This is a genomic window from Pseudomonas sp. DD1 (assembly GCF_044510355.1).
Lineage (GTDB): Bacteria > Pseudomonadota > Gammaproteobacteria > Pseudomonadales > Pseudomonadaceae > Aquipseudomonas > Aquipseudomonas shahriarae.
Genome location: NZ_MSAJ01000014.1, coordinates 24,568 through 40,439, shown reverse-complemented (window position 1 = coordinate 40,439; position 15,872 = coordinate 24,568). Strand labels below are relative to the sequence as shown.

Sequence of the window (15,872 nt, the reverse complement as noted above, 5' to 3'; positions counted from 1 at the left end):
TAACTCACCTAGCGTACACCGCCAAAGACAATGGCTCCCATCAACCATGCTACTCCCCAAGCGCCAAACCGCGCCGTTGCCAGCCTTGATCGCGAGCAAACCGAACAATGGCCAGGCAAGGGTTATGTGAACCGCAGATTTGCGCCATCAGGCGGGCTCGCCCGCAACGGCTCTATCGCTACCTTTATCACCAAATGATCCGAGGTGAACGTTGAAAGGTAACAAGGCAGCTCCCCTTGTTGATCCCCTGACGACCCATCGGTTGGTACTGCGCACGGCCCATGCATCTCATGCGGCAACAATGCACACTTATTTGCTGGAAAATCGTACCTATCTCCAACCGTGGGAACCGCTGCGAGATGATGGATTTTTCAACCTTGATGCCGTGACTGAACGGCTGCGGTTGATGGAGCACAAAGCCGCCAGCGGCGAGGCCTTGCACGTGCTGATGCGCGATAGCGATGAGCATCGAGGGTAGGAAGCTGTACCGGACCATGGCCAATGACCGACCGGAGAACCTGCGCAGCGCGCGTCTGTTAACGCACTTAGGATTCAAAACCGAAGGCAAGGCACGTGCCTACCTTCAGATCAATGGTGCCTGGGCGGATCACCCCCTTGATCAATCCTAAAATGGACTGAGCCATCAGCAAGCCCGCGAGCACCTGTTGCTCGCGGGGCATGGCTACACCTCAAAAGTAAGTCGTAGCCCCGGCAAAAAACGCCCGGCCCGGCACATAGAACGTCGTCGAACCATCCCGCGCATCTTCATCCAGCAAGTTCTGCACGCCGCCATTGAGCGTCAACCACTTGGTCACGGCCAGGTTCGCCGTCAGGTCATAGGTGGTGTAGGACTTGACGAAGTCGTTACCCACACCCCGCTGCTTGCCGACATGCTGCGCCGACAGTTCGGTGTTGAGTGTGTCGGTGGCTTGCCAGTTGATTGCACTGAAAGCCGACAACTTGGGCGCGCTGATCAGGTCTTCGCCGGTGGACAGGTTTTTGCTCTCCAGCATGTAGGTGGCGTTGGTGCGCCAGTCCAGGGAATCGGTCAATGGTACGCGAACCGAGCCTTCCCAGCCGCGGGTGCGCGCTTCTTCGACGTTTTCCAGCATGGTCCACCAGCGACCCTGGAACTGGCCCAGTGGCGCGTATTCGATCTTGTCTTCGAAGTCGGTGTGGAAGTAGGTCAGGCTGGCCTCCCAACCGTCACGGTCGAAGGACACGCCTATTTCCTTGTTGACGCTGGTCTCTGGCGACAGGTTCGGGTTACCGGCCATCCAGCAACTGCCGCTCACATAACCCAGGGGTTTCAAGGAGCCGCAACCGCGACCGCCGGATTCAGTGGCGGCGCCGGCGCTGCCCTCTTTCAGGCTTGGCGCACGGAAGCCCTTGGACACACCGCCGCGCACGGTCCAGTCCGGGTGCGGATGGTAGACCAGGTACGCCCGCGGGCTGTTGTGGTTGCCATAGTCTTGACTGTGGTCGAAACGGTTGCCCAGGGTCAGGGCCAGGTTGTCGAGCAGGTACAACTCATCTTCGATAAACGCGGCCGAGTAGTCACCTTTAAGCGACGAACCGGAAACCGCAGCGCCTTGGTAGTCCACAGGCACCGTGCCCAGGGTGTCGCTGTTGGTCAGTTCTTCACGCTTCCACTGCCCGCCCACGGTCATGCGCTGGCTGAGCAACAACTCAAACGGAATGTTCAGGCTGCCTTCGGCGATTTTCTCTTCGGCGCTGGATTTGCCCCAGTCGATGTCGTTCTTGAATTTGTTCAGGTACAGGTCGACCTTCGAGGTGCCGAAACTCCAGTCCCCGCTGTGGGAAACCGAGTAGCTGTCGCGAATCAACCGCCCAGGACCGAAGCCAGCGCCGAGGGTTTCGCCCCAATCGCCAAAGGTCTTTTTGCTCGACCAGGAGCGCTCGACGCCATGCACGGCCTCGAACGACAGACTTTGCTCGTCATTGATTTTCCAGTCGAGCAAGGCGTTGACGCTATGGTCCTTGGCGCCGCCAGCGCCGTCGCCGTACATGAACTCGCCATCCTTATCCAGGCGCGCCGTGACCTCATCGGCGGCCCGCCGGGTCAGGTTGGCGCCCAGGCGCAGGCCCACGGACTCGGTCAACGGCCCGGACAGGTTGAGGCTGGTCTGGGTGGTCTGGCCCCGGTCGGAATCTTCGGGAATCGTGGTGTTGACGTTGGCCGAACCGCTCCAGGTGCTCGAGACCTTGCGCGTGATGATGTTGATCACCCCGCCCATGGCATCCGAGCCGTACAGCGACGACATGGGGCCGCGCACGATCTCGATGCGCTCAATCATGTTCGGAGTGATCCAGTTCAGGTCCTGGCGCGCCAGGTCGCGGCGATAGCTCAAGTCTCCGGAACCACCGAGGCGTTTGCCGTCCACCAGGATCAAGGTGTACTTGTCGTCCAGGCCACGCAGTTTGATTTTCGATTGCTCGCCCACCGGGCCGAAGCCACCGGTGACCCCGGGTACACGCCGCAGCAGGGTATTGAGGTCGTACACCGGCTGGCGCTCGATTTCTTCGCGGGTAATCACGCTGACGCTGGCCGGTGCGTCGCGCAGGTCCGTGGCGCCGCCGGTGGCGGTGACGAATGAGGTATCGAGTTCGGTGACGGCGTGTTTATCGACCTCGCCAATCTCTTCTGCCTGCAACACGGGGGCGGCGATCAGCACGCCGGCGGTGAGGAAAAGAGAGCTGAAAAGGCAGGGAGGGGTTTTCATTGCAAACAGTCCTTGTTGGGCCAATATGCACCATGGTGGAGCATTAAAGGCCAAGGATCGTAATGCAAATCCTTATCATTTAGAAAGGCGTTTTTGAAAAATCTCGCAACAACCCCATGCGGTTGAAACAAATTTGTTGTCTGCGCCACGCCTGGTCATAGGCCAAGATGGCCGAGAACGCCGAAGCCGGAGGGGGGATTTTGACGCTCCTGTCTCCCGCTGTTAGTGTCCGCCCTCCTCCCCGCAGATATCTGCCAGGTGCGATTTACCCGCCAAGCATCACCCCAGGGACAACAGATCATTCTCAAAATGAACGGAGTTCAGCGCGTGCTTTTCAACCTACGCTTGCAGCGCCTTACCAGCCTCTCGGTGATCATCGCCGCCCTCAGCCTCGGTGCCTGCAACAGCACCAGCACCCCCGACCTGCCGCCCGCCCCGGAGCTGGGTTCGGGTTATCGCACGGACATGACGGTACGCCACGCCGAACGCCATATGGCGGCGGCGGCCAACCCGCTGGCGGCCGAAGCCGGGCGCAAGATCCTGCGCCAGGGTGGCTCGGCGATTGACGCGGCCATCGCCATGCAAGCGGTGCTGACACTGGTGGAGCCGCAGTCCTCGGGGATCGGTGGTGGCGCCTTTATCATGCTGTGGGATGGCAAGCAGGTACGGGCCTATGACGGCCGTGAAACGGCCCCGGCCGGCGCCACGGCCGATATGTTGTTGAAGGCCGACGGCACACCGATGGCGTTTGCCCAGGCGCAGATCGGTGGTCGTTCAGTCGCCACCCCCGGTGTGCTGCGCGCGCTGAAGATGGCCCACGAACACAGCGGCCGCCTGCCTTGGGCGCAGTTGTTTGCGCCGGCGATCCAGCTGTCCGAGCAAGGCTTTGCGATTTCCCCGCGCCTGCACAGCCTGATCGCCGCCGACCGCTACATCAGCCAGTCACCGGACATGGCGGCGTACTTCCTCAACGCCGACGGCAGCCCGAAAGCCACCGGCACCCTGTTGAAAAACCCGGCGCTGGCCAATGTGTTCAAGCGCATCGCCAAGGAAGGACCCGACGCGCTGTACCACGGCCCGATCGCCGAAGAGATTGCACGCAAGGTCCAGGGTCATCAGAACACGGGGCGCCTTGCACTGAACGATCTCAAGGGCTACCGCGCCAAGGAGCGCGCGCCGCTGTGTACCGACTACAAGCGCTGGCAAGTGTGCGGCATGCCACCGCCCTCTTCAGGCGGGGTGGCCATTGCGCAGATCCTCGGCACCTTGCAGGCCCTCGAAGCCCGCGACCCACGCTGGGCCCTGGCGCCGCTCAAGCCGGTGAAGAGCGCGACAGCCGCCGGCCTGGAACCGGTGCCCGAAGCGGTGCATCTGATTGCCGAAGCTGATCGCCTGGCTTACGCCGACCGTGGGCAATACGTCGCCGATACGGACTTCGTGCCGGTGCCGGTCGCGGGCCTGGTCGCCCCCGGCTACCTGGCCAGCCGCGCAGGATTGATCGGCGAACGCAGCATGGGCGTGGCCAAGCCCGGCCAACCGATGGGCGTTCAAGTGGCCTACGCGCCGGATCGCTCGCCGCTGCGCATTTCCACCTCGCAAGTGGTGGCCGTGGATGACCTGGGCGGCGCGGTGTCGATGACCACCACCATCGAAGCCGCGTTCGGATCCCATGTCATGGTCCAGGGCTTCCTGCTGAACAATCAGATGACTGACTTTTCCTTTATCCCCGAGGAAAACGGCCAGCCGGTGGCCAACCGCATCGAGCCGGGCAAACGCCCCCGGTCGTCCATGGCGCCGACCCTGGTCTTCGACCGCCAAAGTGGCGAACTGCTGGCCACGGTCGGCTCCCCCGGCGGATCGCAGATCATCGAATACGTGAGTAAATCCCTGGTGGGCATGCTCGACTGGAACCTCGACCCGCAAGCCGCCATCAGCCTGCCCAACTTCGGCAGCCGCAACGGCGCGACCGAGCTGGAACAAGGGCTGTTCAGCGAGCCGTTGAAGGCGGCGCTCAAGGAGCGAGGGCATACCTTGAGCGAGATCGAGATGACCAGCGGCACCCAGGCCATCGTGCGAGTACGCGATGCCCAGGGTAAGGCGACCTGGAGTGGGGGCGCGGATCCGCGTCGTGAAGGGGAAGCGTTGGGGGATTGACCCAGGGTTGTATCGCCTTTACGGGCCTCATCGCCAGCAAGCCGGCTCCTACAAAGTTAACGGCAGAATACGCCATACCCTGTAGAAGCTGGCTTGCCGGCGATGGCGGTTGAAGCTTAGCGACTGATCTTCAGCCCCTTGCGCATCCCATGCCGCTCCAGCGCCAGCTCGATCAGGCGGCTGACCAGTTCGCTGTAGCTCATCCCCGCCGCCTGCCACAGCTTGGGATACATGCTGATGCGCGTGAACCCTGGCAGTGAGTTGACCTCATTGATCAGTACTTCACCGTCCTCGCAAAGAAACACATCGACCCGCGCCAGCCCGGCGCAGCCCAGCACTTCAAAGGCCTCGACGGCCAGGGCACGAATGCGTTCGCTGGCTTCGACGCTGATGTCCGCCGGCACCAGCACTTGGGCGGCCTGGTCGTCGATGTACTTGCTGTCGTAGGAATAGAAGCCGTCACGCACCACGATCTCACCACAACCGCTGGCGATGGGACGCTCGTTGCCCAGCACCGCGCATTCGATTTCGCGGCCTTTGACGGCAGACTCCACCAACACTTTTTCATCGAAACCCAGGGCCAGTTCAATCGCCGCCAGGTACTCGGCTTCGTCAGCCACCTTGCTCACGCCCACCGAGGAACCTTGGTTGGCCGGTTTGACGAACAGGGGCAACCCCAGCTTTTGCCGAGCCTGGTCGAAGGTTGTGCGTGCCGCGTTGCCACGGTTAAGGGTGATAAAGGGCGCCACGGCGATACCGGCATCACGCAACAGGCGCTTGCTGATGTCCTTGTCCATGCACACCGCCGACCCCAGCACGTCGGAACCCACAAACGGCAGGTCCGCCATGCGCAGCAAGCCTTGCAGGCAACCGTCTTCGCCGAGGGTGCCGTGGACGATGGGGAAGATCACATCGACATGTTCCAGTAAACCCTGGCCCGAGGTTTCCACCAGTTGCTGGCTGGCCTTGCCCGGCACCACCGCCAGTTCGCGGTTGGACTGGTTGAGGGCGATCAGCGCCGGGTTTTCCTGGTTGAGCAGGAAGTTCGAGGTGTCGTTGAGGTGCCAGTGGCCGGCCTTGTCGATGCCGATCAGTACCGGCTCGAAGCGCGTGCGGTCGAGGGCGTCGACGATGTTGCGTGCCGACTGCAAGGACACTTCATGCTCGGCCGAACGCCCACCAAAAATAATACCTACCCGCAACTTGCTCATAACCTGCCTCACATTTGAAATGTAGGGTTTATTACCACGAGCGGTCAGCAGCCTGCCACCGTTGAAGCCGCGCACAATCGTTCAAGACCCTGGCAGACAGCCGCCCCAGACTCAGTTAACGTAACTCCATCCGACATATTTCGAAAACATCCCATGGGCAAACCCACTGCAAATATCGACTGGCTGCACCGGGCGCCTCATGCCAGTGGCCTGGAGCGGATCGAGGCATATTTCTCCGGGTTCGGCTTCGACCCTCATCGCCACGATACGTACGCCATCGGCCATACCCTGTTCGGTGTGCAGAGCTTTCATTATCGCGGCGGCCAGACCCACAGCCTGCCGGGCACGACCATGGTGATCCACCCCGACGAAGTCCACGATGGCTGGGCCGGCAGCGACGAAGGCTTCAAGTACCGGATGATTTATGTGGAGCCGGCGCAGATCCAGCAGGTTCTCGGCGGCAAGCCGTTGCCGTTTATCCACAACGGGCTGTCCAACGACCCATGGCTGCACCGGGCCTGCCAGGCCTTTGTGCAGCAGCTCGACTGCCCGCTGGACCCGCTGCAGGAGCAGGACGCGTTGTTCGACCTGGCCCATGCCCTGAACAACGCGTCGGGCATCAGCGTCAGCCGCAAGACGTTTGATTACCAGGCCGCCGAGCGGGCGCGGGAATTTATCCACAGTGCCCTGGGGCGCAGCATCACCCTGGATGAAATGGCCGCGCACTGCGGGCGGGATCGCTGGGCCTTGTCGCGGGACTTTCGCCTGTTGTTCGGCACCAGCCCCTATCGTTACCTGACCATGCGCCGCCTGGATCTGGTGCGCAACCTGCTGGGCCAGGGCCAGTCACTGGTGGATGCGGCGCTGATCGCCGGGTTCACCGACCAGAGCCACATGACCCGGCAGTTTCGCAGTACCTTTGGCATACCGCCTTCGCGGTGGGTGAAGATGCTCGGCCGCTAAAAAGCGATCAACTGTGGGCGGCCTATGTGGCTTCGGCTATCGCATCCTGCCGTGGAGCTCGCAGCCGCATCGCCACCCCCGCCCCGGCCAGCGCAATCCCCGCGCTCCACCACAATGCCAACTCGATGCCCTGGGCTTGACCCGCCCCCGTCGCCCCGCTGGCATTGGCCAGCGACACCAGCACCGCCAACCCCAGCGCTCCGCCGATCTGTTGCGTGGTCGAGGCCATGCCCGCCGCCACACCCTGTTCCCCCGGCTTGACACCCAGGCCTGCGGCCACCCACATCGCGGTCCAGGTCATGCCCTGACCAAGGCTCAGGATAAAGATCCCAGGCAACAACCACCAGAATCCCGCGCCGGTGGGTAGCGCCAGGCACACCAGGGCAATCCCCAGCGCCCCCGCCAACTGGCCGCTGACCAGGGTGTTGCGCAAGCCGATTTTTACCAGCGCGCGCTCCGCCAGCCAGATCCCCAAAGTACACACCAGCGTCGCCGGCAAGAACGCCAGCCCGGCCTGCAACACGCTGTAGCGGTAGATCTGCTGGTAGTACAGCGCGAGAAAGTAGTACTGCACGCCAAAGCTGCTCATAAACACCGCTGTCAGCATCATGGCCATGCGCAACTCGCGGTAGCCCAACAGGCGCAGCGGCATCAATGGGTCGCGGCCACGGTGTTCAATCCAGGCGAACAGCCCAAGCAAGACCAGCGCCAGCAGCATGCAGCCCAGGGTCGCGGGCGCCGTCCAGCCCCACTCCGGCCCCTGCACCAGGGCGAACACTAGCAGCGTAGCGCCGACCGTGACGGTCAACGCACCGCCCAGATCAAAACTGCGACCACGGCTGCGCTCACCGTCGGCGGGGATCCAGTAGCGCGCCGCCAGGGCACAACCACCTGCCAACGGCACGTTGACCAGAAACACCGCCTCCCAGCCCCACCACTGAGTCAGCACGCCGCCCAGCAACGCCCCCAACGCCAGCCCGGCAGCGGATGCCGCGCTCCAGACCGCAAATGCCCGGTTGCGCTGCGGCCCTTCGGCGTAGTGGGTGTTGATCAAGGCCAGGGTCGCCGGAAACAACAGCGCGCCGCCCACCCCCTGCACCGCACGCGCCAGCACCAGCAGCAACGCGCTACCGCCCAGTACTGCCGCCAACGACGACAGTGCATACAACGACTGGCCCACCCGGTACAAACGGCGCTTGCCCAGCAAGTCCGTGGCCCGGCCACCGAGCAATAGAAAACCGCCAAAGGCCACGGTGTAGGCACTGACCACCCACTGCAATTGTTGGGCAGAAAAGCCCAGGTGGCTGCCGATCTGCGGCAAGGCAACAAACACGATAGTCGCGTCCAGGGCGATGATCAGTTGCGCAGTAGCCAGCAACATCAGCATCCAGCCCGAGGGGCGACTTGAGGGAGTGGCGGGCATCACAACATCCTGTGCAAAAAAGAGTGCGGCCAGTGTCTTTCATGCTCAACAGATGATAAATAGCCCTACCACTCTTTCAGTTATGACTTTAATCATGGACTTGAACGCCCTTCGCCTGCTGGTACGCGTCGCCGAAACCCGCAGTTTCACCCGCGCTGCTGCTGACCTGGGGCTCACGCAATCTGGCTTGTCCCGCGCTATCTCGCGCCTGGAAGCCGAGCTGGGAGTACGCCTGCTGCAACGCAACACCCGCAGCGTCAGCCTGACCCCGGATGGCCAAATGCTGTATGAACGCAGCGCACCGTTGCTGGCCGAGCTGGCCGAAGCCGAAAAGCTCATGCTCGATCGCCGCGGCACACCTTCCGGTTTGCTGAAAATCAGCACCCCGTCGTTGTTCGGGCGCAAGGTGGTGATGCCCGTGATTGGTGAGCTGACCTTGCGCTACCCCGATTTGCGCATCGAAGCAGTGATGACCGACCGCCTGGTGGATATTGTCGACGAGGGTTTCGATGCGTTGCTGCGCACCGGCGAGATCCAGGACCAGCGCCTGATTGCCCGGGCCTTGACGCCCTTGCGCTGGGTAACCGTCGCCTCCCCCAACTACCTGGCCCGCTTTGGCACGCCGCAAACCGTCGAAGAACTGCGCGACCACAACTGCCTCACGGTGCGCAACCTGCGCAGCGGGCGGATGGTGGACTGGCAGTTTATGCTCGACGGCAAGGTGCGCGATGTAAATGTCGAGGGGCGGTTGATTTTCGATCTTGGCGATGCCCTGGTGGACGGCGCGGTGGGCGGCTTCGGGATTGCTCAGGTAATGGATTTTGCCGTGCGCGACGACCTCGCCGCCGGGCGCCTGGTGCCATTGCTGCAGGACTTCGCGGGGCGCAGCCGCGCAATTTCCCTGGTGTATCCACCGTCACGCCAGTATTCGCCGAAGCTGATCGCCTTTGCCGATGCCTTGGCACAGGCGCAATGGTAAGCAGAGCTTGAACCCGGCGCCCCGAGTGTGAGAAGAAAGGATGCGCTACCACCACCGCGAGGTTTTCCACGGATGAACCTGACATTGACGCCCCCCCAGTGGGATGACGTGAACGAGCTGCTGGCGTTCGAGCTGGCCAATCGGGCCTTTTTCGAAAGTTGGATCAATGCCCGGCCCGAGGCTTACTACAACGTGGAAGGGGTACAGCGCGCCATCGAGAGTGCACTGCTGGAGGCCAGTGAAGACCGCGCCTATCAGTACCTGATCCGCGAAAACGGCGTGCTGGTGGGGCGGATCAACTTTCCCCAGGTGCGCCGCCGCTACTATCACTCAGCGTCCCTGGGCTATCGCATGGGGGCCGAGTTCACGGGGCGCGGCCTGGCCCGGCAAGCTGTGGCACTGGGCCTGCAAAAAGCCTTCGGCGAGCACGCCCTCAAGCGCATCGAGGCCACCGTGCGCCCGGAAAATCCGGGCTCGTTGCGGGTGTTGCAGCGCAGCGGTTTTACCCAGTATGGGCATTCACGCAAGGCGTTCCTGCTCGATGGGCAGTGGTTCGACCTATTGCTGTTCGAGGTCCATGCCCCCTGACAAACACAGCTCCTGCCTTTGAGCCGGCCTGCGGCCTAGCTGGATAACTGATTGGCAAACTGGCCAACCGCACTCACTACTTTCTGCGCGCCGTCCTGGATCTCGACGATCACCGTACCGGCCTCGGCCGCCAGGGACAGTCCCTGCTCGGCCTGCAGCCGGCCATCGGTCATCAGCGCCACGGCATCGCGGGCCATGTCCTGGTTCTGGCGCACCACGCCGACGATTTCTTCAGTGGCTTTGCTGGTACGCGAGGCCAACTGCCGCACTTCATCGGCCACCACCGCAAACCCGCGCCCCTGCTCGCCGGCACGGGCCGCTTCGATGGCGGCGTTGAGCGCCAGCAGGTTGGTTTGCTCGGCAATCCCGCTGATGGTCTTGACGATACTGCCAATCACCTGGGACTGAGCATTCAGGGCCTCGATCCCCTCACCCGCCTGTTCCATGTGTTTGGCCAGGTCGCGCATCACCTCCACCGCCTGGGTGACCACGGCGGTACCGCGCTGGGCGCTGCTGTCGGTTTGCAGCGAGGTGCTGTAGGCAATGTTGGCGGCCTCGGCCACCGCGCGTTCCTGATTGATCTGGTCGGTGATCAGCGTGGCGAACTTGACCACTTTGTACAGCTGGTTGTTGGCATCCAGTACCGGGTTATAGGACGCTTCCAGCCAGACCTCGCGACCATGGGCGTCGACACGCTTGAAGCGCCCGGCCACAAACTCACCGCTGTTCAAACGCTTCCAGAACGCCTGGTACTCGGCGCTGTTGTAATCCTGCGGTTCACAGAACATACGGTGCGGCTTGCCCAGGACCTGCGCAAGGCTGTAACCCATGCCCTGCAGGAAACGCTCGTTGGCAGCCAGCACGTTGCCATTGAGGTCAAACTCGATCACCGCCGTGGAGCGCACCAGGGCGGTGATCAGGTTTTCGTGCTCGCGGGAGGCTTCGATGGTGCGGGTCAGGTCGCTGGAGTACACCGAAAACCGCTTGATGCGCCCATCCGAGCTCCGCACCGGCTGCACGATGGAACGCAACCACGCCTCCTTGCCGTTGCCGCGCAACAGGCGCACGGTGCCGGCATAGTGTTCGCCACGGCTCAGGGCGTTGTTGAAGCGCTGCTGGAATTCATCGCGTTTCACATGCTCGGGCACAAACCCGTGAATGGCATGGCCCAGCAGGTCGCTGGATTTGTAGAGCATTTCGTCGAGGAAGTTCTGGTTGACCGACTCGATCCGGCCCTCGGGGTCCAGGCTCAGTGCCAGCATCTCGCTCTCCAGGCTTTCCTGGACCTGCTGCAGGCTGGACAGTTCTTCGCGAAGAGCGGACAGCTCCTGCTTCAAGCGGGTATTGAACATAGGAACACCAGAGGGCAGAGATGAGTGGATTATCTAACCATCGGCGCTTCTGGCGTTTTCTGAAGAGGGCTTGAGTGTTCGACTCAACTATTTTTTCAGTCCCTCAACGGCCGTTGTGACGGGGCCGCCTCAGGACCTGGGACTCCAAGGTAACCAACGCCGCGTTTCAGGAGGCTCGCGTGCGGATTGCAAATCCGTCATCCCGTGTGGAGCTGGCAAAATTGTAATGCGCATGCCACCTCGGCGTTATCCGCTGTTTGCAACTATGAGCCGGGCTCCCCGTATCAGGGACAGCTCTCCAATAAGAACGCCCCAGGCGACCAAAAAAGCTCATAGCTGCCAACACCGAGGAGCGATACATGCGTACTAACCGCACACTTTCCCTTTCCATCATTGCGGCACTGGCCAGCGCTGCACCGCTGGCGGGCATGGCCGCAGAAGATAAACCCGAGGGTTTTATCGAAGGCAGTACGTTGAACGTGCTGGCACGCAACTTTTACTTCAACCGCGATGACCGCAAAGGCCAGTCCAGCCCGACCGGCAACGGCTACTCAGAGGCGTGGGCCCAGGGCCTGATCGGCAAGTTCGAGTCCGGGTTCACCCAAGGCACTGTAGGGTTTGGCCTGGATGCCTTTGCGATGTATGGCTTGAAGCTCGACTCCGGCACCGGGCGCAGCGGCGGCCGGGGTTCCTTCGACATGTTGCCGGTGGACAGCGACAATCGCCCTGAAGACGACTACAGCAAACTCGGCGGTGCCGTAAAAATGCGCCTGTTGGATACGGTGGTCAAAGTCGGCGATGTCTTTCCACAAACCCCGGTGGTGCATTACGGCGACTCACGCCTGCTGCCGGAAAGCTTTCGCGGCGTGACCCTGGAAAACACCAGCCTGGAAGGCTTGACCCTGCAGGGCGGACGCTTGCACGCCATGAGCCAGCCGAACAGCAGCAGTATGCGTGACGGCTTCGCGACGTTTTATGCCGGCAACCTCAACTCGCCCTGGGTCGGTTACTTCGGTGGCGACTATCAGTTGAACCCGCACCTGAGCCTCAGCCTCTACAGCAGCCGCTTGAAAGACGCCTGGGACCAGTACTACTTCGGCACCGCCGCCAGCTATCCGCTGACGGAAGAAGTCTCGCTGTTTGGCGGTTTCAACTACTACAACACCCAGGACGAGGGTAAAAAACTGCTGGGCGAACTCAACAACAACATCTGGAGTGCCAAGCTCGGGGTCAAGGTCGGCGCCCATCGCCTGGCCCTCTCGCACCAGCGCAACAACGGCAACAATGACTTCGACTACCTGCGCCAATCGGACTCGATCTTCCTCGACAACTCGATCCAGTACAGCGATTTCAACTCGCCAAAAGAGCGCTCGTGGGCGCTGCGCTATGACCTGGATATGCAGCCCTTCGGCATTCCCGGCCTGTCGTTCATGACCCGTTATGGCAAAGGCACCGGCGCCGATTACAGCAACGCCAACGCGGTATATATGCGCCGTGATGCCGCGGGCGACCCGCTGACTGACCAGCGCCGCTGGGAGCGCGACATCGAGGCAAAATATGTATTTCAGGGCGGCAGTTTGAAAGACCTGTCCCTGCGCATTCGCCAGGCCACGGTGCGCTCCAGTGCCTTTGAATCAGACCTGGAAGAGTTCCGGCTGATCATGGAGTACCCGCTGGCCATCCTCTGATAGGCCCCAACGGCAAGTGCTTACATTCACTTGCCGTTGACTAGCACTTCTTCACAATTGGCAGTCTGTCAGAACTGTAATATGCGCCTCACGTTCTCGTTAAGTTGCACTTCATATACTGCCCGCATCGACCGGCCGAGTAGCTTTGGGCAACTAACGGCACGGGTCTTTTGCGGAGAAGGTTGATGAAGGTACTGCATAGTTTATTCACCGGTTTGCTCATTGCGGCCTCCACCGCAGCGCTGGCCGACGATGGCGGCGAGCGCTCCCGTCAGTTGCTGGCTGAATTTCGCCAGCAACAGCAACAGATCCATGGCACCCAAGTGCTAACCCAGCAAACACCCGCGCCCTCGACCTGAGCGGCGCACTCCGAGCACATTCATCTCTTGAAGCTTTTTTTGTGGAGCTCCTTTGGAAGGAGATGAATTTTTAGCGCCCTCACGGGCGCTTTTTTTTGCCTGCCCAGTGGAGTCAAAGCCCCGCCCACAGCGACCAATCGTCGCACCTGTGCCCAAACAGCAGGATTGCGCGGGATGCGCCTTGACCCTGAAGTAGCTTCAAGGCTCAGAATTTTCCTACTTTTGGGACTACAGCCCTCATCTCGCGTAGCTCCCGTCGCCTTTCCGCTTACCAGTATGAGGTCAATCTGCATGCGTATCCTTGTGGTTGAGGACGAGCCAAAAACTGCCGACTACTTGCATCAAGGCTTGAGTGAAAGTGGTTATGTCGTCGATTGTGCCGCCAGCGGCATCGACGGCCTGCACCTGGCCGAGCAACACCGCTACGAACTGGTGATCCTTGACGTCAACCTGCCCGGCAAGGACGGCTGGCAGGTGCTGGAACAACTGCGCCGCAACAACACCTTGCGGGTGATGATGCTCACCGCCCGTGGCCGGCTGGCCGACAAGATCAAGGGCCTGGACATGGGCGCCGATGATTACCTGGTCAAACCCTTCGAGTTTCCCGAGTTGCTGGCCAGGGTGCGTTCATTGCTGCGACGCAGCGAGCCGATTGCGCTGCCGGAAGTATTCCGCGTCTCGGACCTGGAGCTGGACCCACGTCGTCACCGAGCGTACCGGGGCACGCGGCGCATCGACCTGACCACCAAGGAGTTCACGCTGCTGCAGGTTTTGATGCGCCAGAGCGGCGAAGTCCTGACGCGCACGCAGATCATTTCCCTGGTCTGGGACATGAACTTCGACTGCGACACCAACGTGGTGGAGGTGTCGATCAGCCGGCTACGGGCCAAGATCGACGACCAGAGCGAGGTCAAGTTGATCCATACCATTCGTGGCGTGGGCTATGTGTTGGAAGCACGCCAATGAGACCTGGCAGTTTATCCATGCGCCTGGGGCTCACCGTCAGCCTGATGGGCGCCGGCCTGGTGCTGTTGCTGGCGACCCTGGCGTACCTGGCCCTCACCCACGAGCTGGAAAACCTCGCGCGCAAGGGCCTGGAAAGCAAGATGGAGCAGATCCAGCACAGCCTGCTGCAGGATCTCAACACCCGCGACATCAGCGCCCGGCCCCATTCGCTGCTGGACCTGGTGATGGGCCACGACAATTTCTACCTGACCATCATCGGCCCGTCGCCCGCCAGTACGGTGCTGCTGAGCGTCGGCGCCAAACCCCAGGAACCCTTGCTGCTCGACTTTGCCGCCAGGCCGACCCTGGGCTTTTTCAACTGGACCGATGGGCGCGGCAACCAGATCCTCAGCGCGTCGAGCCTGATGCCCCTGCACACCGGGGAGAAGGTGCGGGTGTTGCTGTCCCTGGACCGTTCCGACGACCAGGCGCTGCTCAGTGCCTATCTGCAATCCACGGTTATCGCCCTGCCGCTGTTGCTGATCCTGATCGGCATGGGCGCCTGGTGGCTGGTGCAGCGCGGGCTGGCACCGTTGCAGCAATTCAGCCGCGTCGCCGGCAAAGTCACCACCCAGGACCTGAGCCATCGCCTGGCCGTCGAGAATCTGCCCCGGGAACTCAGCGAACTGGCGCGGGGCATCAATGTGATGCTCGACCGGCTGGATGCCGGTGTGCAGCAGTTGTCGCAATTCTCCGACGACCTGGCCCACGAACTGCGTGCGCCCCTGACCAACCTGATGGGCAAGGCCCAGGTGACACTGTCCCGCGCCCGGGCGCCCGACGAGTACAAATCGGCGCTGGAGTCCAGCACCGAAGAGCTGGACCGCTTGGCGCGGATCGTCGCCGACATGCTGTTTCTCGCCCAGGTCAGCCATCCGGCGGCGCGGGTGTCGTTTACCACGGTGAACCTGCGGGATGAAGCGCTGCGGGTCATGGACCTGTTTGCCTTGAGCGCCGAAGACAAAGGGTTGCGCCTGAACCTGGCCGGCGACGCCTGGGTCCTGGGGGATCGGCTGATGATCCAGCGGGCCATTTCCAACCTGCTGTCCAATGCGATCCGCCACAGCCCGCACGGCTCTGGCATTGCCTTGCAGATCGACAGCCACGACCAGCGCGTCTCACTCACCGTGAGCAACCCAGGCGCAGGCATTGAAGCGCAACACCTGCCCCACCTGTTCGAACGTTTCTACCGCGCCGACAACAGCCGCGCCCGCAGCGAGGGCGGCACCGGGCTGGGCCTGGCGATTGTGCGTTCGATCATCAGCCTGCACCAGGGCCAGGCCGAGGCCACCAGCGTGCTGGGTGGCGTGACCTCGTTCCGACTGATATTCCCCGCCCTGTCTGCCGCCCCAAAAGCCCCGTAGCAACCCTCTTAGTGTCCGGCCCCCTGCTGAACATGCTTGCCA

At 62.0% G+C, this 15,872-nt stretch carries 13 protein-coding genes and 2 pseudogenes; 9 read left to right on the top strand and 6 right to left on the bottom strand.

Annotated features, from left to right (window positions below; translation table 11 throughout):
* Window positions 1-211: 211 nt before the first annotated feature.
* Window positions 212-478, top strand: coding sequence for a hypothetical protein (locus PSFL_RS12440; RefSeq protein WP_233093299.1), 267 nt, complete (start codon window positions 212-214; stop codon window positions 476-478).
* A gap of 67 nt (window positions 479-545) precedes the next feature.
* On the opposite strand, the gene PSFL_RS12435 is transcribed toward PSFL_RS12440, so the two are convergent.
* Both PSFL_RS12435 and PSFL_RS12430 read right to left on the bottom strand, forming a co-directional pair.
* Entirely contained in the window at window positions 546-680 is a 135-nt protein-coding gene (locus tag PSFL_RS12435; protein ID WP_262377305.1) for a hypothetical protein, read from the bottom strand.
* Window positions 681-689: 9 nt separating this feature from the next.
* Window positions 690-2,744: a TonB-dependent receptor domain-containing protein gene (locus PSFL_RS12430; RefSeq protein ID WP_057442027.1), complete on the bottom strand. Its 2,055-nt coding sequence runs from the start codon at window positions 2,742-2,744 to the stop codon at window positions 690-692.
* 309 nt (window positions 2,745-3,053) lie between these two features.
* Between PSFL_RS12430 and ggt the strand changes: the two genes are divergently transcribed.
* A complete protein-coding gene (ggt, locus tag PSFL_RS12425; RefSeq protein WP_170044878.1) occupies window positions 3,054-4,898 on the top strand; it encodes a gamma-glutamyltransferase in 1,845 nt (614 codons plus the stop codon).
* 116 nt (window positions 4,899-5,014) lie between these two features.
* Here the strand turns inward: ggt and ddlA are convergent, their stop codons facing one another.
* Window positions 5,015-6,109 (bottom strand): D-alanine--D-alanine ligase, encoded by a 1,095-nt coding sequence (ddlA, locus tag PSFL_RS12420; protein ID WP_057442032.1) that lies wholly within the window; start codon window positions 6,107-6,109, stop codon window positions 5,015-5,017.
* Window positions 6,110-6,262: 153 nt separating this feature from the next.
* Here ddlA and PSFL_RS12415 point away from each other — a divergent pair, with 153 nt between their 5' ends.
* A complete protein-coding gene (locus PSFL_RS12415; protein WP_057442033.1) occupies window positions 6,263-7,072 on the top strand; it encodes an AraC family transcriptional regulator in 810 nt (269 codons plus the stop codon).
* A 22-nt stretch (window positions 7,073-7,094) separates the two neighbouring features.
* Here the strand turns inward: PSFL_RS12415 and PSFL_RS12410 are convergent, their stop codons facing one another.
* Window positions 7,095-8,495, bottom strand: coding sequence for an MFS transporter (locus PSFL_RS12410; protein ID WP_115127411.1), 1,401 nt, complete (start codon window positions 8,493-8,495; stop codon window positions 7,095-7,097).
* A gap of 94 nt (window positions 8,496-8,589) precedes the next feature.
* Here PSFL_RS12410 and PSFL_RS12405 point away from each other — a divergent pair, with 94 nt between their 5' ends.
* Both PSFL_RS12405 and PSFL_RS12400 read left to right on the top strand, forming a co-directional pair.
* On the top strand, window positions 8,590-9,474 hold the full coding sequence (locus PSFL_RS12405) for a LysR family transcriptional regulator (RefSeq protein WP_057442035.1): 885 nt from the start codon (window positions 8,590-8,592) through the stop codon (window positions 9,472-9,474).
* Between the two features lie 72 nt (window positions 9,475-9,546).
* Window positions 9,547-10,062 (top strand): GNAT family N-acetyltransferase, encoded by a 516-nt coding sequence (locus PSFL_RS12400; RefSeq protein ID WP_397470115.1) that lies wholly within the window; start codon window positions 9,547-9,549, stop codon window positions 10,060-10,062.
* Window positions 10,063-10,097: 35 nt separating this feature from the next.
* Here PSFL_RS12400 and PSFL_RS12395 read toward each other — a convergent pair.
* Together PSFL_RS12395 and PSFL_RS12390 are read right to left on the bottom strand one after the other, a co-directional pair.
* A pseudogene (locus tag PSFL_RS12395) lies at window positions 10,098-10,529 on the bottom strand (methyl-accepting chemotaxis protein); the annotation flags it as partial.
* A gap of 108 nt (window positions 10,530-10,637) precedes the next feature.
* Window positions 10,638-11,324, bottom strand: a pseudogene (locus tag PSFL_RS12390) (PAS domain-containing protein); the annotation flags it as partial.
* Window positions 11,325-11,773: 449 nt separating this feature from the next.
* On the opposite strand from PSFL_RS12390, the gene PSFL_RS12385 reads away from it, so the two are divergent.
* The 4 genes from PSFL_RS12385 to PSFL_RS12370 all read left to right on the top strand — a co-directional run bounded on the left by PSFL_RS12385 (window position 11,774) and on the right by PSFL_RS12370 (window position 15,830).
* On the top strand, window positions 11,774-13,102 hold the full coding sequence (locus PSFL_RS12385; RefSeq protein ID WP_115127407.1) for an OprD family porin: 1,329 nt from the start codon (window positions 11,774-11,776) through the stop codon (window positions 13,100-13,102).
* A gap of 185 nt (window positions 13,103-13,287) precedes the next feature.
* Window positions 13,288-13,461, top strand: coding sequence for a hypothetical protein (locus PSFL_RS12380; protein ID WP_162947689.1), 174 nt, complete (start codon window positions 13,288-13,290; stop codon window positions 13,459-13,461).
* Window positions 13,462-13,752: 291 nt separating this feature from the next.
* On the top strand, window positions 13,753-14,427 hold the full coding sequence (locus tag PSFL_RS12375) for a heavy metal response regulator transcription factor (protein WP_057958269.1): 675 nt from the start codon (window positions 13,753-13,755) through the stop codon (window positions 14,425-14,427).
* Window positions 14,424-15,830, top strand: a complete 1,407-nt coding sequence (locus PSFL_RS12370) for a heavy metal sensor histidine kinase (protein WP_115127405.1) — start codon at window positions 14,424-14,426, stop codon at window positions 15,828-15,830. The genes PSFL_RS12375 and PSFL_RS12370 overlap by 4 nt, the downstream gene beginning before the upstream one ends.
* Window positions 15,831-15,872: the final 42 nt, after the last annotated feature.